Origin of the sequence: Streptomyces sp. NBC_01363 (assembly GCF_026340595.1) — a bacterium.
Lineage (GTDB): Bacteria > Actinomycetota > Actinomycetes > Streptomycetales > Streptomycetaceae > Streptomyces.
Genome location: NZ_JAPEPF010000002.1, coordinates 1,632,998 through 1,651,905, shown reverse-complemented (window position 1 = coordinate 1,651,905; position 18,908 = coordinate 1,632,998). Strand labels below are relative to the sequence as shown.

The 18,908-nt window shown below is 70.7% G+C and carries 17 protein-coding genes; 6 read left to right on the top strand and 11 right to left on the bottom strand.

Translation table 11 applies throughout. The features are described from left to right. Position 1 precedes the first annotated feature (1 nt). Both OG611_RS35275 and OG611_RS35270 read left to right on the top strand, forming a co-directional pair. Positions 2-193 (top strand): hypothetical protein, encoded by a 192-nt coding sequence (locus OG611_RS35275; RefSeq protein ID WP_266429658.1) that lies wholly within the window; start codon positions 2-4, stop codon positions 191-193. 273 nt (positions 194-466) lie between these two features. Further along, positions 467-1,441 (top strand): acyl-ACP desaturase, encoded by a 975-nt coding sequence (locus tag OG611_RS35270; protein WP_266429655.1) that lies wholly within the window; start codon positions 467-469, stop codon positions 1,439-1,441. A gap of 104 nt (positions 1,442-1,545) precedes the next feature. Here the strand turns inward: OG611_RS35270 and OG611_RS35265 are convergent, their stop codons facing one another. The 10 genes from OG611_RS35265 to OG611_RS40780 form a co-directional block, all read right to left on the bottom strand. Next, positions 1,546-2,046, bottom strand: a complete 501-nt coding sequence (locus OG611_RS35265; RefSeq protein ID WP_266429653.1) for a tetratricopeptide repeat protein — start codon at positions 2,044-2,046, stop codon at positions 1,546-1,548. Between the two features lie 251 nt (positions 2,047-2,297). After that, the gene (locus tag OG611_RS35260) at positions 2,298-2,546 is read right to left on the bottom strand and encodes a WhiB family transcriptional regulator (RefSeq protein WP_266429650.1); all 249 of its coding nucleotides are present in this window, start codon (positions 2,544-2,546) and stop codon (positions 2,298-2,300) included. A gap of 73 nt (positions 2,547-2,619) precedes the next feature. Further along, the gene (locus OG611_RS35255; RefSeq protein WP_266429647.1) at positions 2,620-3,420 is read right to left on the bottom strand and encodes a VOC family protein; all 801 of its coding nucleotides are present in this window, start codon (positions 3,418-3,420) and stop codon (positions 2,620-2,622) included. Between the two features lie 250 nt (positions 3,421-3,670). Then, entirely contained in the window at positions 3,671-4,744 is a 1,074-nt protein-coding gene (locus OG611_RS35250; RefSeq protein WP_266429644.1) for an LLM class flavin-dependent oxidoreductase, read from the bottom strand. 4 nt (positions 4,745-4,748) lie between these two features. Continuing rightward, on the bottom strand, positions 4,749-5,636 hold the full coding sequence (locus OG611_RS35245) for an ABC transporter substrate-binding protein (protein WP_266429642.1): 888 nt from the start codon (positions 5,634-5,636) through the stop codon (positions 4,749-4,751). Beyond that, on the bottom strand, positions 5,637-6,392 hold the full coding sequence (locus tag OG611_RS35240) for an ABC transporter ATP-binding protein (protein ID WP_266429639.1): 756 nt from the start codon (positions 6,390-6,392) through the stop codon (positions 5,637-5,639). It abuts the gene before it with no gap. Further along, positions 6,389-7,219 (bottom strand): ABC transporter permease, encoded by an 831-nt coding sequence (locus OG611_RS35235; protein WP_266429637.1) that lies wholly within the window; start codon positions 7,217-7,219, stop codon positions 6,389-6,391. The genes OG611_RS35240 and OG611_RS35235 overlap by 4 nt, the downstream gene beginning before the upstream one ends. Beyond that, the gene (locus OG611_RS35230; protein WP_266429634.1) at positions 7,216-8,232 is read right to left on the bottom strand and encodes an NrtA/SsuA/CpmA family ABC transporter substrate-binding protein; all 1,017 of its coding nucleotides are present in this window, start codon (positions 8,230-8,232) and stop codon (positions 7,216-7,218) included. Before OG611_RS35230 ends, OG611_RS35235 begins: the two co-directional genes overlap by 4 nt. Positions 8,233-8,253: 21 nt before the next feature. Continuing rightward, on the bottom strand, positions 8,254-9,273 hold the full coding sequence (locus OG611_RS35225; RefSeq protein ID WP_266429631.1) for an ABC transporter substrate-binding protein: 1,020 nt from the start codon (positions 9,271-9,273) through the stop codon (positions 8,254-8,256). Positions 9,274-9,414: 141 nt separating this feature from the next. Beyond that, positions 9,415-9,525 carry a putative leader peptide gene (locus OG611_RS40780; RefSeq protein WP_323180301.1) on the bottom strand — a complete coding sequence of 37 codons (111 nt, stop codon included), beginning with the start codon at positions 9,523-9,525 and terminating at the stop codon, positions 9,415-9,417. A 196-nt stretch (positions 9,526-9,721) separates the two neighbouring features. Between OG611_RS40780 and OG611_RS35220 the strand changes: the two genes are divergently transcribed. Then, the gene (locus OG611_RS35220; RefSeq protein WP_266429629.1) at positions 9,722-10,504 is read left to right on the top strand and encodes an IclR family transcriptional regulator; all 783 of its coding nucleotides are present in this window, start codon (positions 9,722-9,724) and stop codon (positions 10,502-10,504) included. Between the two features lie 96 nt (positions 10,505-10,600). Next, on the top strand, positions 10,601-12,871 hold the full coding sequence (locus OG611_RS35215; protein WP_266429627.1) for a DEAD/DEAH box helicase: 2,271 nt from the start codon (positions 10,601-10,603) through the stop codon (positions 12,869-12,871). Between the two features lie 48 nt (positions 12,872-12,919). Here the strand turns inward: OG611_RS35215 and OG611_RS35210 are convergent, their stop codons facing one another. After that, positions 12,920-13,990, bottom strand: a complete 1,071-nt coding sequence (locus tag OG611_RS35210; protein ID WP_266429624.1) for a multicopper oxidase domain-containing protein — start codon at positions 13,988-13,990, stop codon at positions 12,920-12,922. A gap of 194 nt (positions 13,991-14,184) precedes the next feature. On the opposite strand from OG611_RS35210, the gene OG611_RS35205 reads away from it, so the two are divergent. Both OG611_RS35205 and OG611_RS35200 read left to right on the top strand, forming a co-directional pair. Then, positions 14,185-16,677 (top strand): ThuA domain-containing protein, encoded by a 2,493-nt coding sequence (locus OG611_RS35205; protein ID WP_266429622.1) that lies wholly within the window; start codon positions 14,185-14,187, stop codon positions 16,675-16,677. Next, positions 16,674-18,908: a family 16 glycoside hydrolase gene (locus tag OG611_RS35200; RefSeq protein WP_266429620.1), complete on the top strand. Its 2,235-nt coding sequence runs from the start codon at positions 16,674-16,676 to the stop codon at positions 18,906-18,908. Before OG611_RS35205 ends, OG611_RS35200 begins: the two co-directional genes overlap by 4 nt.

Here is an 18,908-nt window from a genome sequence, read left to right as displayed (position 1 = left end):
CATGACCGACATCTGCTGGGACGAAGCCTTCTGCAGCGAGGGCGCCAACTGCTTCCGCTTCGGACTCGACGACCAGGGCAGGGCGTACATCGGCTCCACCACGGACGCCACCACCTACGTCAGCGACTCCGTGGAGGCGCTTCGGGCGCTGATCTCCGCGGTGAAGTCCGGCGCGGCGGACCACCTGCTCTGACCGCGCGGCCCGACCGTGCCCGCGCCCCCGCACGCATGTGCTCCGAGTACGCCGACAGCTCAGAGCGCCCGGCGGCCGGGGGCCGGCCGGTCCCGGTTCCGGCGATCCGTCGGCGCCTCTCACCGGCGCGCATCCACCCCCGGACCTGCGTACATAACGTTACGTAACCGGGCATCGAGAGGCCGGGCTTGGCGGTGGGCTTACCGCCGCTTTAACCTACGGTCTCGTAACCTACGTATCCGTAGGTAATTCTCCCGTCCCCAGGAGTTCCCCGTGACGATCACCGCTCCCCACCTCGGCAGCCCGAAGGCGTGGACCGACGCCCAGCTGCTGTACGCCCTGGAAGAAGTGGTGGAGAAGGAGCTCAACCGCCATCTCAAGGTCGCCAAGGACTGGATGCCCCACGAGTACGTGCCGTTCTCCGACGGGCGGAACTTCCCCGGCGTCTTCGAGGACGGTGAGGCCTGGCAGGCCGACCAGTCCAAGGTCACCGACATCGGCAAGATCGCGCTGGTGGTGAATCTGCTGACCGAGGACAACCTCCCCAGCTACCACCACGAGATCGCCTCCCTCTTCGGCCGCGACGGCGCCTGGGGCACCTGGGTGCACCGCTGGACGGCCGAGGAGGGCCGGCACGGCATCGTGATGCGTGACTACCTGCTCACCTCACGGGCGGTCGACCCGGACAAGCTGGAGCAGTTCCGCATGGCGCACATGGCGGAGGGCTTCGAGTCGGACAACCGCCACTCGATGCTGCACTCGGTGGCGTACGTCGCGTTCCAGGAGCTGGCCACCCGCGTCTCGCACCGCAACACCGGCCACCAGTCGGGCGACCCGGTCTGCGACCGCATGCTGGCGCGGATCGCGACCGACGAGAACCTGCACATGGTCTTCTACCGCAACCTCCTCGGTGCGGCCTTCGAGCTCGCCCCGGACCTGACGATGCAGGCCGTGCGCGACGTCGTCGTCAACTTCCGGATGCCCGGACACGGCATGCCGGGCTTCGAGCGGGCCGCCGCGCAGATGGCGATCGGCGAGATCTACAACATGCGCATCCACCACGACGACGTGATCCAGCCCGTGCTGCGCTACCTGAAGATCCTCTCCATCGACGGCCTGGGCCCCGACGGCCTGAAGGCGCAGGAGGAGCTGGGCCTGTACATGGGCGGCCTGGACAGCGAGGCGTCGAAGTTCGACGAGAAGCTGGCGGCCCGCAAGGCGCGCATGGCCGCGCGCGCCGACGCCTGACGGTCCCGAAGGCCGTCGACTGCCGTCCGCCGGACGGGCACCGCCGCGTGTCCCTGTCCGGCGGACGTCGGCCGACGGCCGACGGCCGACGGCCCGCACCGGTCTCACACCGTTTCGTGCAGGTCCCGCGCATAGTGCTCGATCGCTGCCCGGTACCGGCGCACATACGGGTCCGTGCTGCCGGCCGCGAGCAGTTCCAGCAGCAACCGCATGGCTTCGTGGTGCTCACCGGTGTTGAAGAGGGCCATGGCGAGGAACGTCCGCAGCGCCCCGTTGTCGGGGAACTGCTCGGCACCGCCGCGCAGGACCTCGACGGCCTTCTCGTACTGCCCGAGCACCCGGTAGGTGCTCCCCAGGCCGAGCAGCGCACCCCTGCGGTCCTCCTGGGACAGCCCGGTCCCGGCCAGGCAGCGTTCGTAGAACGGCACCGCCTCGGCCTCCAGACCGAGCACATCGTGCGCCCAGGCCGTCTGATAGGCGACCTCCGCGTCCGCGGGGAAGTCGGCGGAGAGGGACAGCAGTCGCTGCCGGGCCTCCTCCTGGTGGCCTTCGGTGCGCAGCCGCACGGCCGCCGCGAGCATGTTGTCCCGGTCGTCATCATTCATAAGGACATCGTCCCAGGCCGTCGAGCGTGACCGGATACGGCCCCCGCGTCATGTCGCGGCCGGCTGCCGCGCGTGGCTTGGGGGCACGGGGCGGCGAGATGAAGAGGGGCCCCTCGGTGCCGTACACCGTGCCATCGCCGGTGCGGCCCGTCCACCGCTCCGCGCGCGCCTGAAGCAGCGTGCGAGCGCGTCGTGCGACCAGTCGTCACTGAGCCTTTCGTTCGGATCGGTCCGGATCCGAACGGGCGACCCTATGCGCGGCCGGTTCTGCGCAGCCGTTCCCGCTCCTTCTCGGAGAGTCCGCCCCATACGCCGAAGCGCTCGTCGTTGGCGAGGGCGTACTCCAGGCAGGCCTCGCGCCCCTCGCAGGCGTTGCAGAGCTGCTTGGCCTCACGGGTGGAGCTGCCGGGGGCGGGAAAGAAGAACTCGGGCCCCGCCTGGGCGCACAGCGCTGTCTCCTGCCAGGCGAATGCGGGGTCGGCCGCGGTGTTGATCAGCATGCGGTCCACAGTGCCCGGTCGCGATAAACGACTGATCAACGCCTCATCAATGCGGCGCGCCGATGACTTCCGGTCAGCTCTGCGGCACCTGCGCACTCTTGATCAGGGCGAACTCGGCCCCGTCCGGATCGGCGACATCGGCAAACTTTCCCACACCTTCCATCTCCATCGGTTCCAGGGTCAGTTTGCCGCCCAGCCGTTCCACGTCCGCCACTGCCGCGTCGCAGTCGTCGACCTCGAAGTACGGCAGCCAGTGCGGTCCGGCCACCGCTCGGGTCGCCACCGCGTTGAGCGGTACGAAGCCGCCGAAGTCCGCCTCCGCACCGCCGCCCCTGGTCCGGATCACCGTGTACGACCCGCCGCCGCCGGGGAACGGTGCATGGGCGGTCTCCCAGCCGAAGACCGCGTCGTAGAACGCGGCGGCCGCGGGGACGTCCGGGGTGTACAGCTCGGCCCAGCACAGACTGCGCGGGACGCCCACGGCGCCCAGGCCCGGGTTCTCCTTCGGCTGCCAGACGCCGAAGAAGGCCCCCGCGCGGTCCTTGAATCCGGCCATCCTGCCGAGATCCAGGACATCCATCGGCGCGAACGGCACGGTACCGCCGGCCTGCTCGACCGCCCGCGCCGTGGCGTCGGCGTCCGCCGAGCGGAAATAGACCGACCAGGACGGCTCCGCCTGCTCCTCGGTGACCGTCATCGCGCCCGCGACCGTCTTCCCGTCCAGCGTGAACATGCCGTAGCCGCCGGACTCCGGGCCCCCGGCCACGTACTCCCAGCCGAAGAGGCCGGTGTAGAACTCGACGGCCCGGTCGAGATCGGGTGTGCCCAGATCGGTCCAGTTGGGTGCTCCGTCGACATGACGCGTGGTGAGCATGGCCGGCTCCTTCGACGATGCCCGTGCTCCGGGCCGCGGGAGTCCTTCCCGACGTTCCGAGTCTCGCACCGGGCACCGGCCACCGCAGCCCGCACCCGGGGCACGGGCCGCGTTGCCCTACGCCGTACGGAGCCGGCCTGCGGATGGCGAATTCTCGCCGTTGCATCGCGTACCGGTATCTTCCCGTGGAAGATCTCCCACGACCACCGGAACAGCCCATGCCGCGCAAGCGCCACGCTCCCCGGTCGGGTCAGCGGGTGATCCCCAGCGCCGGAAGCACCGTCTCCGCCACCCGGTAGGCCTCCTCCAGCAGCGGGTTGCCGGAGAGGATGAAGGTGTCGACGCCCAGGTCCTGGAACTCCCCGAGGCGCTCGACGACCTGGGCGGTCGAGCCGACGACCGCCGTGCCGGGCCCCGGCCGGAACAGGCTCATGCCCGGCCACATGTTGGGGTGCGCCTCCAGCTCCCGGGCGCGCGCGGGGACCTTGCCGCCGTGCTGGCGGAACTGGCGCTGCCAGCCCACGCCGTCCTCCCCCGCCCGGTCGCCGAGCTGCCGGGCGTACGTCGCGTCGCTCGTCACGTCGAGGAGCCGGTCGGCCGCCGCCCAGGCCTCGTCCTCCGTGTCGCGGACGATGAGGTGGAGACGGAGCCCGATCCTGAGCGTACGGCCGTACGCGGCGGCCCGCGCCCTGACCCGGTCCAGCTTCTCCTTGAGCAGGTGCGGGGGCTCACCCCAGGTCAGGAAGACGTCGACGTGCTCGGCCGCCATCTCGATCCCGGGGTCCGACGAGCCGCCGAACCAGAGCGGGATGTGCGATTCCTGGACCGGTTTCAGTTCCCTGAAGGACGCGCCCGCGTTCTTCAGGTCGTAGAAGCGGCCCTTGTGGTCGAAGACCTCACCGGCGGTGAGCCGCTTCACGATCGACCAGTACTCGGCGCTCAGCTCGTACCGTTCGTCGTGCTCCACGTGGAGTCCGTACTCCTGGAGCGACTTCGTCGAGCCGTTGACGACGTTGAAGCGGAGCCGGCCGCCGAAGAGGTGGTCGAAGCTGAGGGCCATCTTGGCGAGCAGGGTGGGCGGGATCAGACCGGGGTGGACGGCCAGCAGGGGCTTGAACCGGGTGCTGGTGGAGGCCGCCAGCGCGCTGCCGAGCGGCCAGACGTCGTACAGGTCGGTGGCGAGCAACGCACCGCTGTAGCCGAGGCGTTCGACCGTGCCCGCGAGCTGGGCGAGGTAGCCGAGGTCGACCGGGCGCCGCCCTTCGGGCTCCCAGGGGTAGGCGCCTTCGCGCGGGATGATGTACCAGAGGACTTCCGTCGCCATGTCGTCACGCCGCCTTGTCCGTGCCGGCACCGGCCAGGGCGTGAGCGACGGTGACCGGGCGGTCGATGAAGCCGGTGCGGTGGAAGATGTCGGCCGCCTCCTGCTGTTCGGCGATGAAGTCGTCGGTGACGGGCTCGATCCTCCAGGGCAGGGTGCGCAGCGCGGTCTCCCAGTCGTCGGCGGATCCGCCGAGGTCGGCGGCGGCGATCTCGGCCGCCCGGCGGGGGTTGGCCGCCGCCCAGTCGTCGGCGCGCCTCAGGGCGCGGGTGAGCGCCTCGATCACCTCGGGGCGGCTCTCGGCGAGGTCGCGGCGGGCGAAGAAGACGGAGCGGTCGGTGATGATGTCGCCGGTGCGGACCAGGGTGCGCAGACCGCCGGTGCGGCGGGCCGCGGCGAGCTGGGCGCCCTGGGCCACCCAGGCGGCGATGGCGCCGGTGCGCAGCAGTCCCTCGCTGGTGTCGTCGCTGCGGACGGCGGAGATGTCGTCGGCGTAGGAGAGCCCAACGTCGTCGAGCGCCTTGGCGATCAGGTGGGTCTGCCAGGAGCCGATCGCGAGGTGGACGGTGGTCCCCTTGAGGTCGGCGACCGTGCGCACGGGGCTGTCCTCGGGGACGAGGAGCGCGCCGTGGTCGGGGCGCGGGGCCGAGACGGCGGTGTAGACGATGTCGTGGCCGGCGGCCTGGGCGGTGACCGGCGGGGTGGAGCCGGTGCCGCCGAAGTCGATGACGCCCCGGCTGAGGAGTTCGCCGGTGCGGACGCCGTTGGTGTACGGGTGGAAGACGACGCTCTCGCCGAGCGGGGCCGGCTCCTCCTGGGCGAGGCCGAGCCGGGAGAGGTGGTACAGGTGGTAGAGGGACGGGTTGCTGCTGTGCACACCGATGGTGATGGTCATTCAGATCACTCCGACTTCGGTACGTTCGGGGGACTTTGCGGGGTGTGGGGGCGTCTCGACCCCGAGGTCGTCGAGGAGCCTGCGGCGTAGGGCTCCGAAGGCGGGTTCGCCGGGGTCGCGCGGCCGGTCGACGGTGACCGGTTCGTCGGTGATCAGCCGGCCGTCGCGCAGGACGGCGACCCGGTCGGCGAGCCGTACGGCTTCGTCCACGTCGTGGGTGACGAGGAGGACGGCGGGCCGGTGCTTGCGGCACAGCTCTCCCACCAGGTCCTGCATCCTGAGCCGGGTCAGGGCGTCGAGTGCGGCGAACGGCTCGTCGAGCAGCAGCAGTTCGGGTTCGCGGACCAGGGCGCGGGCGAGTGCGACGCGCTGGGCCTCGCCGCCGGAGAGGGTGGCGGGCCAGGCATCGGCGTGCCGTTCGAGGCCGACTTCGGCCAGGGCCCGCAGCCCGTGCCCGAAGCGGCCGCGCGGCAGGGCCACCGTCACATTGGCGAGGACCTTCTTCGACGGTACGAGGCGGGGTTCCTGGAAGACGACGGTGCGGGCCTCGGGGACGAGGACCTCTCCCTCGTCGGCTCCGTCGAGTGCGCCCAGGATGCGCAGCAGGGTCGTCTTGCCGCTTCCGCTCGCACCGAGCAGGGCGACGAATTCGCCCCGCGCGATGTCGAGTCGGAGTCCGTCGAGGACGGCGCGGTCGCCGAACACGCGGCGCAGTCCGCGTACCCGTACCGCTGCCTGGGGGGTCCGGTCGGTCATCGGGTGGCTCCCTGTGGGCTGCGCCAGGGCATCAGCAGGCGTTCCAGCAGCCGTACGACGATGTCGGCGGTGAGTCCGAGCAGTCCGTAGACGAGGATGCAGACGGCGAGGATGTCGGTGCGGGCGTAGCTCTGCGCCTGGGACATCAGATAGCCGATGCCGGCCGTGGCGTTGATCTCCTCGGCGGCGATCAGGGCGATGACGCTGAGGGTCATGGAGAGCCGCAGCCCGGCGAGCAGCGACGGCAGGGCGCCGGGCAGGACGACCTCGCGCACGAGGGCGAACCGTCCCAGGCCGAAGCTGCGCATGGCCTCGATGAGTTTGGGGTCGGTGTTGCGCACCCCGCTCGATGTCGACACGTACATCGGGAAGGTGGTGGCGACGGCGATGAGGAGGATCTTCGCGGTCTCGTTGATCCCGAACCAGACCATGAACAGGGGTACCAGGGAGAGGAACGGGATGGTGCGCAGGGTCTGGATGGAGGAGTCGAGGAGTTCGTCGCCGAGTCGGGTGAATCCGGTGGTGATGCCGAGGGCCAGCCCGGCGACGAGCCCGATGAGGAGGCCGAGGCCGGAGCGGGTCAGGGAGGTGGTGAGCGCGTCGGGCAGCTGCCCGTTGCCCCACAACTCACCTACCGCACGCAGCACTTCGGCGGGCGAGGCGAGGACGTCGGGGGTGAGGAGCCCGGTGGCGGAGGCCGCCCACCACAGGACGAGGAGGGCGAGGGGGCCGAGGGTCCGGACAGTCGCGGAGCAGGTCCGGCTGCGGGCCCTGCGCCGCTGGGGGCGGGGCCGGACGAGGCCCGGGTGCAGGCCGGTGTCGCTCATTTCAGCTTCTCGATGTCGAGGAGGTGGGCGGCGATGTCGACCTTGTCCGTGGTGACCTTCTGCTCGGCGTAGAAGCCGGCGACGTCCTCGAAGCGCTTGATGTCCTCGGGTCCGATGGGGTCCACCGTGCCGCCCTTGCGGGTGAATTCGGTCTGGACCTCCTTCGCCCTGCCGGTGACGGCGGTCGGTCCGACGTCCGTGAAGACGTTGAGGTACGCGGCCGGGTCCTGCTTCTCCTTGGTACTGGCGTCGTGGAGGTACTGGTAGAGCGCCTTGACGACCCCGGGGTGCTGCTCGGCGAAGCCGGTGCGCACGGCGTTGAGGCTGTAGTTGCCGGAGCCGATCGCGGCGCCGTCGGCGACGAAGTGCGCCTTGCCGCTGCCGATCTCGGCCACGGCGTAGGTCGCCCAGACGGCCCAGGCGTCCACCTTGCCCGCGTTGAAGACGGCGGCCGTCTGGTCGGGTCGCAGATAGACCCGATCGACCTTGTCGGCCGGGATGCCGGCCTTGGCGAGAGCCTTCAGCAGCAGGTACTCGCCGGTGCCGCCCTGGTTGACGGCGACCTTCCTGCCGACCAGGTCCTTGACCGATGCGATGCCGGAACCGTTCCTGACGAGGATGCCCTCGCCGGCCGCGTCCGGGTCGACCGCGGTGAAGAACTTGAAGCCGGGGCGCTGGGCGAGCGAGGTGATGCCGGAGGTGATGGAGCCGGTCGCGATGTCGAGCTGGTCGGCGTTCATCGCCTGGGCGGCCGGGGCGAAGGGCCCCGCGCTGCCGGTCCAGCGCACCTTGGCGCCAGCCTCGGCGAGCGCCCTGTCGAGGCTGCCGTCCTTCTTGCCGAGGGCGAGCACACCGGAGTTGCCGGGATCGGGGATGCGGATGTCCACCGTGCCCTTGGCGCCGGACTCACCGCCGGCGGCCTCGGAGGAGCCGCAGGCGGTGAGGGCGAGGAGTGCGGTGGCCGTGAGGAGCGCGGGGGCGACGGCCGTGCGCAGTGGTCGGGGCAGATTCATGGTGTCGGGGGTCCTCACAGCTCAGGGGGCGGGAACGCGGCGGGTGGCGCGGGAGGCGGCCAGTGCGGTGGCGCGGCGCAGCGGCTCGGGGTCGGCCCAGGCCGTGATGTCGACGGGTTCGGGCAGGAAGCCGTGGGCGCGCAGCCCGGCCTCCTGCTCGGCGAGCAGGGCCAGGCGGTCCGGGGAGAGACCGGGGTGGAGGGTGAGATGGGTGCCCGGCCGGTAGGCCCCGGCGACTCCGTCGGCGCCCGCGCCGGTCTCGGCTCCGAGGATCCGGGCGACCTCGGCGGGCTGTCCGGTGGCCCAGTCGGCGGCCCTGAGCAGGACGGCGAGGAAGCGGTCGACGAGGGCGGGGTGGTCGTCGAGGAGCTGCTGGTGGACGGTGATGGGGCGCGGGGTCCCGTTGTTGATCCGGAATCGACGGTCGGCCAGTTCGTCGAGTTCTACGGCGACCTCGGCGCCCTCCCGCCGGGCGGCCTCGACGGCCAGCGCGCCCTTCACGTACACGGCGTCGACGTCACCGCGCCGCAGCGCCGCCAGTTCGGCGGCCCACTGGCCCGGGTGTCCGGCGGCCGGCACGTCGACGAACGTGGCGTCGTCCGGTGCGAGTCCGGCGGCGGCGAGCGCGCCCTCGAAGCCGCGCAGGGCCATGGCCCGCCAGAAGTCGATGGCGATGTCGTGCACGGGAACGGCGAGCCGCAGCCCGCGCAGGGCCTCGACGCCCCGGATTCCGGAGCTGGGACCGACGAGTACGGCCTGCCGTTCCTCGATCCAGGTGAGACCGATCAGCCGGGTCCGCTCCCCGCGTGAACGGGCCCACAGGGCGGGCACGTTGCCGCCTTCGCGGAACAGGCCCGGCAGGGCGTGGGTGAAGTGGGCGGCCCGGTCGGCGTCGGGCGCGGCGTCCTGGAGGGACCGCACCGTGATGCCGTCGGGGGCGAACTCTTCGGTGAGCCACCGGCGGTCGGCGGCGATGCCGGTCGCGGTGGGGACGGGACAGCGGGTGAACCAGAGCGTCCGGGGCAGGACGGCATGCGTCATGGGGGTCTTCCCGAGGGGTCGGCGAAGCGGAGGGTGTCGTGGCGCGTACGCCGGGATGCGGACACCGGGTACGGCCGAAGGCCCCGGCCGCGCCGGAACGCGGCGGAGGGAGAGGAGGAGAACGCGAAGGAAGGGAGGGTGTCAGCGACAGGCGGCGCTGGAGACCCGCGCCAGGTCGATGTGACGGCGCAGCGTCAGGGCGAGCAGGACCGGAGCGGCGTGGGCGGGGGTCACGATTCGGCGACCGGCCATGGCACTGCTCCCTTCTGCTCGTCGATGATGACGTGCGCAGACTGCCACGCACCGAGGCCGCCCCACAACTCGCTTCCCATGATGTGGGATTTGGTGTGAACGCAGTGTTTCATCACCTGGTTTTCCGGATCTCCAACTCCCGTAATGTGGCAATCACATGCCCCGCCATCCCCTCACGAGCGGAGAGTGAACCGATATGACCGAGGCCGCGGCAGCGCGTGCTCCCGGCGGCGCGCAGGCGGTACGGCGCGCCCTGGACGTCCTGCACTGTTTCCACGACAACGGCCCCGATGTCAGCGCCTCCGACCTCGCCCGCCGCCTCGGGCTCTCCGTCTCCACGGCGCACCGCCTGGCCCGCACCCTGCTCGGCGCGGGCTTCCTGGAACAGGACGCCCGTACGTCCCGCTACCGGCTGGGCCCGGCCGTGACCGAGCTGGGCAGGCTCTCGTACCACCAGCGCGGTCTGCATCTGGCCGCCCCCGAGCTGACCGATCTCGCCGAGCGCACCGGCGCCACCGCCGACCTGGCGCTGCGCAGCGGCCCCCATGCGGTGATCGTCGCGGGCGGTTCGGTCGCGCCGAAGGTGGGGCTGCGCAGACCGCTGCACTCCACCGCGCTCGGCAAGGTCCTGTTGGCCTGGGCCCGGCCGGGCGAGGGCGGGCCCTCCTCGCTGCCTCCGCTGCCCGCGTTCACCGACCGTACGATCGTCGAACCGGTGGCCCTGGAGGCCGAGTTGACGAAGGTGCGGTCCGACGCCTACGCGCTCAACGACGGCGAGTCGGCCCACGGGGTGCGGACCCTGGCGGTCCCGGTCCTGGACGGCGCCGGTCATGCCCGCTTCGCCCTGGCGGTCCGGGCCACACCGACCGTGATCACGGACGCGCGCACCGACTGGTTCCTGGCACAGGCCCGCTCCTGCGCACGGGCCCTGGAGGTCCTGTTGCTCTCCCCGGCTGAGCGCCGGCCGCCCGCGCCCTGAGCAGCCGGGGCTGTCGGTGCCGCGTGGCACGATAGGGATCGTCCGGGCAGGTGCCGGGCAGGACGGCAGCCGGGCTGCGCGGACAGAGGGACGTACATGACACAGGCCGGACCGACGGAGGACGGGGCGCCCACGGGAAGGGCCGCCCGGGAGCTGCTGACGCGGGCCGGGCTGCTGCTGGAAACCGCGCGCGCCGTGCTGGCCGATCACGCCCGCGCCGTCGATGCCGTGCACACCGCGCTGAGGCCGCTGCTCGACTCGCTCGTGAGCCGGGAGCTCGCCGCCATCCCGGCCTCCCGGCTCAAGGACGTCACCGAGGGCAGGCTGCGGCTCGGCGCGGTCGAGCAGGCCGGTTTCACCACCGTCGGCCAGGTCCACGAGGCCAACCGGTACGAGCTGCGGCAGATCCCCGGGGTCGGCGCGCAGACCGCCGACCAGGCGCTGGCCGCGGCCGGGCAGATCGCCCACGCGGTGCGGGACACGGTCGCGGTCCGGATAGACGTGGATGCCCCGGACGACGCCACGACCGCGTTGGTCGTCGCACTGCACCGGCTGGTCGACGCCGGCCCCGACGTCCGGCGGGCCGTGGACGCGGCGGGCCGGCTCGTCGGGCGCCTCGAACCGCTGCTGGCCGCCGCGGGACCGGCGCGGGGACGGCTGCGCATGCTGTTCACCGGGCGGCAGGCCCGCTCCCTGGCGCTGGAGGCCGTCACCGAGGTGCGGACCGCCGTCGCCGAGGCGGAGGGACGCGAGCTGCCCCTGCTGTTCGGGCAGGTCTCGGTCGATCTGCTGCGGGCCCCGGAGTCGGACCTCGCGGCGTGGGTGGACTTCGAGCTGCGGTCCGCCGAGTACTACAGTCTGCTCGCCGAGATGTCCGGAACCGGCCCCGACCGGGACGCGGCCGAGGGGTTCCTGCCGTCCGGGATGGCGGACCGGGTGCGCGGTCTGCGGCTGGACGACGCCCATCTCCGTGTCTCGCTGCGCGGCTACCAGTCGTTCGGCGCGCGGTTCGCGCTCGCGCAGAAGCGGGTGATCCTCGGTGACGAGATGGGGCTCGGCAAGACCGTCCAGGCCATCGCCGCACTCGCACATCTCTCGGCGCGGGGCGAGACGCACTTCCTGGTGGTCTGCCCGGCGAGCGTGCTGATCAACTGGGCGCGCGAGGTCCGCGCCCGCTCCACGCTGCGCACCCTGCCGGTGCACGGCCCCGAGCGGCAGTCCGCCTTCGACGAATGGTGTCGCGGCGGCGGGGTCGCCCTCACCACGTTCGACGCCCTGCACACGCTGCCGGCCGCCGCGGACTGCGGCATGCGGCCCGGCATGCTGGTGGTCGACGAGGCCCACTACGTCAAGAACCCGACCACCCGCCGGTCCCGGGCGGTGTCCGGCTGGACGCAGCAGACCGAACGGGTGCTGTTCCTGACCGGTACGCCCATGGAGAACCGCGTCGAGGAGTTCCGCAGCCTGGTGCGTCACCTCCAGCCGGAGCTGGCCCCCTCGATACACACCACCCATGGAGCCGCCGGGTCGCTCGCCTTCCGCAGGGCGGTCGCCCCGGCCTATCTGCGGCGCAACCAGGTGGATGTGCTGACCGAACTACCGGCGCTGGTACAGGTCGACGAGTGGGAGGAATTCAGCCCGGGTGATCTCGACGCCTACCGCGAGGCGGTGGGCGCCGGGCAGTTCATGCGGATGCGCCGGGCGGCGTATGCCCGGCCCGCCACGTCCGCGAAGCTGAACCGGCTGCGTGAGCTGGTGGCCGAGGCCTCGGACAACGGCTTGAAGGTCGTGGTGTTCTCCTACTTCCGCGACGTGCTCCACACGGTCGGACAGGCCCTGGAATCACCCGTGTTCGGCCCGCTCTCGGGGAGCCTGCCCGCCGACCGCCGCCAGCGGCTGATCGACGACTTCGCTGCCGTGGACGGCCATGCCGTTCTGCTCAGCCAGATCCAGGCGGGCGGCGTCGGGCTGAACATGCAGTCGGCGTCGGTCGTCATCATCTGCGAACCACAGATCAAGCCGACGATGGAGCACCAGGCGGTGGCCCGCGCCCACCGGATGGGTCAGATACGGACCGTCCAGGTGCACCGGCTCCTCGCGGCCGACAGCGTCGACGAACGGATGCTGGACATCCTGGCCCGCAAGGAGCGGCTGTTCGACCTCTACGCCCGGCGCAGCGACGTCGCCGAGACGACGCCGGACGCCGTGGATGTGTCGGACGGGGCTCTGGCCCGGCGCATCGTCGAGGAGGAACAGCTGCGCCTCGCGACCGGAACGGCCACGACGGACGGAGCAGACGGGACGGAAGAGGCGGGCGAGGCGGACGGGATGGACGGGGCGGCCCGGGAGGTGGCGCCGGAGAGCTGACGCCGTCAGGGCCTGCGGCCCGACGGCGTCGGCCCCCGGACCGGCGGCTCAGGATCCGTGTGCCGCCGGGTCGTGCGCGGCCGTGCCCTTCCCGGGTGCCGTCTTGCCCGGTGCCGTCTTGTCCGGTGCCGTCTTGTCCGGTGCCGTCTTGCCGTGGGCCATCATGTCGTGCGGGTCGTACCCCGGCACGGTGCCGTCCGGCTTGGCGACCAGCAGCAGTCCGGCCATGCCCATGTCCGAGTGACTCTGCACATGGCAGTGGTACATCCAGGCGCCCGCGCCCACGTGTTCGCCCGCGATGACCTGGAAACCGAAGGAGTCCGCCGGGCCGACGATCTTCGTGTCGATGACCCGGCTCGGGTCGTCGGGGCCGGTGAGCAGGCCGGTCCGGTTGTCCGCCCAGCGATGTCCGTGGATATGGAACGTGTGGTAGTACTCGCCGTGCGTGATCATGACCACTTCGAGCCGGTCCCCCACCGTGGCCTCGAAGTTCGGGCTCTCGTGGGCCGCCTTGTTGTTGATCGTCATGTCGTTGAAGACGATCGTGATCGTCTTGTCCGGCAGGATGTCGCCCTTGCGCCGGACGATCAGCGGACCGTAGAGGCCCTTGCGGATGCCGCCCGTGCCGTGATCCGTACCGACGACATGGTCGTGGTAGTGCCAGTAGCCCGCGCTGCCCGGCTGCCAGGTGCCGTCCTTGCGGCGGCCGGCGACATGGGTGCGCCAGGTGTAGGTTCGGGTCCCGCCCGGCTCGACGATGCTCTTGTTCATCCGGGTGCCGTCGCTCGCGATGTCGTAGTCGACGCCGTGCGCGTGGAGACTGACCGGCACGTCCGCCGTGTTCTCGAACTCGATGTGCAGGGTGTCGCCCTCGTTGATCTCGATGAGCGGCCCCGGCACCGACGCCTTCCCCTTCTCCAGCCCGTACCCCATCTGACCGTCCGCCAGCTTCTCGGCGTACAGCTTGAGATGGCGGACCGCACCGCCCGCCGGGGCGGTGTCCAGCGCGGGCTCCGCCGAGCTGGCGTCGATCGAACCGAGGGACAACGATGTCAGGCCGGTCGCGGCCGCCACCCCGCCGCCGACCAGCATCCGCCGGTTGAAGCTCCTTCTGTCCATACCGAACTCCCCACTGTGCCAAGGAATTTGGAGCGCCGACTCGCCCCGGACGGCCCACACCGTAGCCGGAGGGCCTCAGTTTATCCACACCCAGGACAAAGTTCGTGGAATTGCCGCCATAGCTATTGGCGGACCGCGAAAAGAGGTCTAGCTTCATGCGCTGTTGCAGTGACCAAAGAGGGGTGGGTGACCACATGCAGCGCACACCACATCACAGGTCCAGATCGCGACGTGGACTCGCGGCGGGCCTCGCGGCCGGCGCACTGACCGCTTCCCTGCTCGGTGCCGGCACAGCCGACGCCAGGCCCTATCCGGAGCCGCCGGGCTCCCTGGCGACAACGTTGTCCCTGCCGTCGCCGCCGGGCGGCGCCGACGTCAAGGTGCTGGTGTTCCACGCCTCCGCCACCGAGGAGTCCCCGACGGTCGACGCCGGGATCGCGGCGATCGAGAAGATCGGCCTCACCGGCCCGGAGGCCGGCCGGTTCAGGACCGTCGCCACCGACGACCCCGCGGTCTTCACCAAGGGCAAGCAGCTCGGCAAGTACAACGCCGTGGTCTTCCTGACCGGCGGCGGCGACGTCCTCGACCCGGAGCAGGAGGCCGGTCTGGAGGCGTACATGGAGGCCGGCGGCGGCTTCCTCGGCATCCATGACGCCGCGCGCACCGAACCGTACTCGGACTGGTTCACCGGCCTGGTCGGCGCCCGCCCGGCGGCTGACAGCCCGACCTCCGTACAGCGTGCGACGGTCGAGATCGGTGACCGGCAGCATCCGGCGACCAAGAACCTTCCGCTGGAGTGGAAGCGCCCCGACAAGTGGCTGAACTGGACGAAGAACCCGTCCGGTGACGTGCACACCGTGGCCCGCGTCCGCGAGATCACCTACAAGCCGGGCGCGAGCGCCAACGGCTGGGACCACCCGGTCTCCTGGTGCCGCGACTACGACGGCGGCCGGTCCTTCTACACGGCGATGGGCGGTACGGTCGACAGCTTCGCGGAGACCGACTTCCGCGACCATCTGCGCGGCGCGCTGGACTGGACGACCCGGATCTCGCAGGCCGACTGCAAGGCCACGATCGACGCCAACTACAAGGCCGAGCGCGTCACCCAGCCCAACCAGCCGGGACAGAACGACCAGATCGGCGAGCCGCACGGCCTCGTCGTCGCCCCCGACGGACGCGTGCTGTACATCGGGCGCGGCGGCGCCGACAGCAGCAGGCCGGTCGTCACCGACTGGAACGACCCGGACATCGGCAAGGGCCTGGGACAGATCCACGTCTACGACCCCAGAACCAAGAAGGTCACCCTCGCCGGTGAGCTGACCATCTTCGGCAACAAGGGCGGCGGCGACGAGCTGGTCAAGGTCGAGGAGGGGCTGCTCGGCATCGAGCTGGACCCGGACTTCGAGAGGAACGGCTGGGTGTATCTGCACTACACCCCGCACTCGAAGCTGGACCGCGACAAGCAGATGGCGGTGCGCCAGGTCTCCCGCTTCACCATGGACCCGGCCACGAACAAGCTGGACCTGTCCTCGGAGAAGGTGCTGCTGCACTGGCCCGTCCAGGTCCACAGCTGCTGCCACGCGGGCGGCGGGATGGCCTGGGACTCCAAGGGCAATCTGTACATCGCGACCGGTGACAACAACTCCTCCGGCTTCAGCGACGGCTACTCCGGGAACAACCCTCAGCCGAACTACAAGGGCGTCTCGTTCGCCGACGCCCGCCGCACCGCGGGCAACACGAACAACCTCAACGGGAAGATCCTGCGGATCCACCCTGAGGACGACGGCACCTACACACTGCCCGAGGGCAACCTCTTCACCGGCAAGGAGCCCGACGAGGGCGGTGGCAAGACCCGCGGCGAGATCTATGTGATGGGCGTGCGCAACCCGGCCCGGATCTCCATCGACAAATCGACGGACACGCTGTACGCGGGCTGGGTCGGCCCCGACGCGGGCGCACCCTCCACCACCTGGGGCCCGGCCAAGTACGACACGTTCGCCGCGATCACGAAGGCGGGCAACCACGGCTGGCCGTACTGCATGGGCAACAAGCAGCCCTACCGGGACCGCAATCTGCCGGATCCGACGAAGCCGCTCGGCTGGTACGACTGCGACCACCCGAAGAACGAGTCGCCGAACAACGACGGTCTGGTGAATCTGCCGCCGGTCACCTCCAACACCATCTGGTACTCGCCGCAGGGCGGTGGCGTGGACTACCCGCGCGACGCGAACGGCATCCCGAGCTACAAGGTCGAGGACCAGAAGCAGCTGCTGCCGTGGCTCAAGGGCGGCGGCCAGGCCACGATGAACGGCCCGGTCTACCGGTACGACGCGGCGAGCACCAGCGCCGACAAGTGGCCCTCCTACTGGGACGGCAAGTGGTTCGTCGGTGACTTCTACGACGACACCCAGCCCCGCCACGCCGTGCTCACCGACCCGAAGACGGTCGGCAAGGGCGGTCTGCCCACGCACGCCGAGTCCCTGCGGAAGATCATCCCGGTCGGGGCGGACGGCATCCGCAACCTGATGGACTGGAAGTTCGCCCCGGACGGTTCGCTGTACGTCCTGGACTACGGGCGCGGCTTCTTCACCTCCGACTCCAAGTCGGCGCTGTGGCGTGTGACGTACAAGGGCGGCGGTCCGACCCCGGCCGCCGAGGATCTGGCCAGGAAGGCGGCAGTGCGGTGAGACATCGTCCGGTCCTCTCGCGAAAGCGGTACCGTCCCGCCCGGCTGTGGCTCGCGCTGCTGGGTTCCTTCCTGATGGTCCTGGGGCTGACCTCGACGGCGGCGTACGGCCGTACGGCGACTCCCGCCGGTGCGGCCGCCGATCAGGTCCTCACCTGGACCGCGGGCGACCCCATCGACCACTATCTGTCCGCCCCGAAGACCGCGGTGGCCGGCAAGGCGACCATCGTCTTCGAGAACAGCGCGGCGACCGGCAACACCACGGGGATGCCGCACACCCTCACGTTCAGTGTCTCGGACCCGGAGTTCAACAACGACGTCACGCTGAACATCCTGGCCAACCCCGCCGACGACCAGGGCGGCAAGCACACCGCCGAGGTCACGCTCTCCCCCGGCCGGTACTTCTACCACTGCACCATGCCGGGGCACGAGGCGATGCAGGGCATCCTCACCGTGACCGAGGGCGGTGGCGGCGAGGACACCACGGCGCCGTCCACCTCGGCCAAGGTGGACGGTGACAAGAACGCCGACGGCGCGTACATCGGTCAGGCCACGGTCACCGTCTCGGCCACCGACGACACTTCCGGCGTCGACACCGTGGAGTACGCGGTGGGCGCGGACGGCGCCTGGCAGCCGTACACCGCACCGGTCGTGGTCGACGAGGTCGGCACGCACACGATCCGCTACCGCGCCACCGACAAGGCGGGCAACACGGCAGCCGAGAAGTCGGTCGACTTCACCGTCGCCGCGCCGCCGACGGACGACAGGACGCCGCCGGAGACCTCGGCGACCGTGTCCGGCGAGAAGGACGACCAGGGGCAGTACCTCGGGATGGCGACGGTCACCGTGACCGCCTCCGACACCGGGTCCGGCGTCAACACCATCGAGTACGCGATCGGGGCGGACGGTGCCTGGCAGCCGTACACCGCACCCGTGATGGTGCACGAGGTCGGCACGCACACGGTCCGCTACCGCGCCACCGACAAGGCGGGCAACGCGGCACCCGAGAAGTCGGTCGACTTCGCCGTCGTCGCGCCGCCGACGCAGGACAAGACCCCGCCGGAAACCTCCGCGAAGGTCGCGGGCGACAAGAACTCCGACAACGCCTACATCACCAGCGCCAAGGTGACGGTCAGCGCGACCGACGCCGAATCCGGCGTCGACAAGGTCGAGTACTCGCTCGACGGCGGCCCGTACCTCGCGTACACCGGCACCGTCATCGTCGACCGCGTCGGCTATCACACCGTCGCCCACCGGGCGACGGACAAGGCCGGCAACACCTCCGTCGCGAAGCAGGTGTCGTTCACCGTCGCGGAGAGCGGGGGCGTACCGGCGCCGAACTGCCCGGAGTTCGACGAGCGGCTCACCGTCATCGTCGGCACGGTCGACACCGGGGTCCCCAACCGCATCACGGGCAACCGCTGCACGATCAATGAGCTGATCGAGGACGAGAAGGACTGGTCGTCGCACGCGCTGTTCCTCAAGCACGTCGACGGCGTCCTCGACAAGCTGCTCGCCGCCGGTGTGATCGACGCCCGCGAGCAGAAGAAGATCTACCGGGCGGCCAAGCAGTCGGGGATCGGCGGGCCGGGCCAGGACGAGGGCTACAAGAAGCTCTTCGACGGGACGGCGGCGTCCTTCGCCAAGTGGCAACAGGTCGGCGGCGGAAAGTTCGGGCTCAACGCGGACGGCACCATCACCAGCTCCACCTCGGTGGACGGCATGGGCATGCTCTGGTTCCCCGGGAGGCAGTACGGCGACTTCTCGCTCAAGCTCCAGTGGCGCGACGACGCCCCGGGCGCGGGCAACGCCAACAGCGGGGTGTTCGTACGCTTCCCGAATGTCCACGACAATCCCGAGGAGTCGCGTCCGGAGTGGGTCGCCATCAAGTACGGCCATGAGGTGCAGATCCTCGACCGTCCGGACGGCGACATGTACAAGACCGGCTCGATCTACGGCTTCGACCGGATCGGTCTGGCCGGCGCCGGGGTTACTCCCAAGGGCACCTGGAACGACTACGAGATCCGGGTGGTGGACCAGCACTACTCGATCTACCGCAACGGTGTCCTGCTGAACGAGTTCGACAACAACGGCGGTCAGGTCTTCGAACCGCCGCGCGGCGACGACCCGGGAACCGACGGCCGGCGGTATGCCTCCGGATACATCGGACTCCAGGTCCACAGCACCACGGACGTGGTCTCGTACCGCGACATCCGGATCAAGGAGCTGTAG

Coding starts and splice junctions, on each gene's coding strand:
- OG611_RS35275 (WP_266429658.1), top strand. CDS start 2: ATGACCGACATCTGCTGGGACGAAGCCTTCTGCAGCGAGGGCGCCAAC.
- OG611_RS35265 (WP_266429653.1), bottom strand. CDS start 2,046: ATGAATGATGACGACCGGGACAACATGCTCGCGGCGGCCGTGCGGCTG.
- OG611_RS35260 (WP_266429650.1), bottom strand. CDS start 2,546: ATGCTGATCAACACCGCGGCCGACCCCGCATTCGCCTGGCAGGAGACA.
- OG611_RS35255 (WP_266429647.1), bottom strand. CDS start 3,420: ATGCTCACCACGCGTCATGTCGACGGAGCACCCAACTGGACCGATCTG.
- OG611_RS35250 (WP_266429644.1), bottom strand. CDS start 4,744: ATGGCGACGGAAGTCCTCTGGTACATCATCCCGCGCGAAGGCGCCTAC.
- OG611_RS35245 (WP_266429642.1), bottom strand. CDS start 5,636: ATGACCATCACCATCGGTGTGCACAGCAGCAACCCGTCCCTCTACCAC.
- OG611_RS35240 (WP_266429639.1), bottom strand. CDS start 6,392: ATGACCGACCGGACCCCCCAGGCAGCGGTACGGGTACGCGGACTGCGC.
- OG611_RS35235 (WP_266429637.1), bottom strand. CDS start 7,219: ATGAGCGACACCGGCCTGCACCCGGGCCTCGTCCGGCCCCGCCCCCAG.
- OG611_RS35230 (WP_266429634.1), bottom strand. CDS start 8,232: ATGAATCTGCCCCGACCACTGCGCACGGCCGTCGCCCCCGCGCTCCTC.
- OG611_RS35225 (WP_266429631.1), bottom strand. CDS start 9,273: ATGACGCATGCCGTCCTGCCCCGGACGCTCTGGTTCACCCGCTGTCCC.
- OG611_RS40780 (WP_323180301.1), bottom strand. CDS start 9,525: ATGGCCGGTCGCCGAATCGTGACCCCCGCCCACGCCGCTCCGGTCCTG.
- OG611_RS35220 (WP_266429629.1), top strand. CDS start 9,722: ATGACCGAGGCCGCGGCAGCGCGTGCTCCCGGCGGCGCGCAGGCGGTA.
- OG611_RS35215 (WP_266429627.1), top strand. CDS start 10,601: ATGACACAGGCCGGACCGACGGAGGACGGGGCGCCCACGGGAAGGGCC.
- OG611_RS35210 (WP_266429624.1), bottom strand. CDS start 13,990: ATGGACAGAAGGAGCTTCAACCGGCGGATGCTGGTCGGCGGCGGGGTG.
- OG611_RS35205 (WP_266429622.1), top strand. CDS start 14,185: ATGCAGCGCACACCACATCACAGGTCCAGATCGCGACGTGGACTCGCG.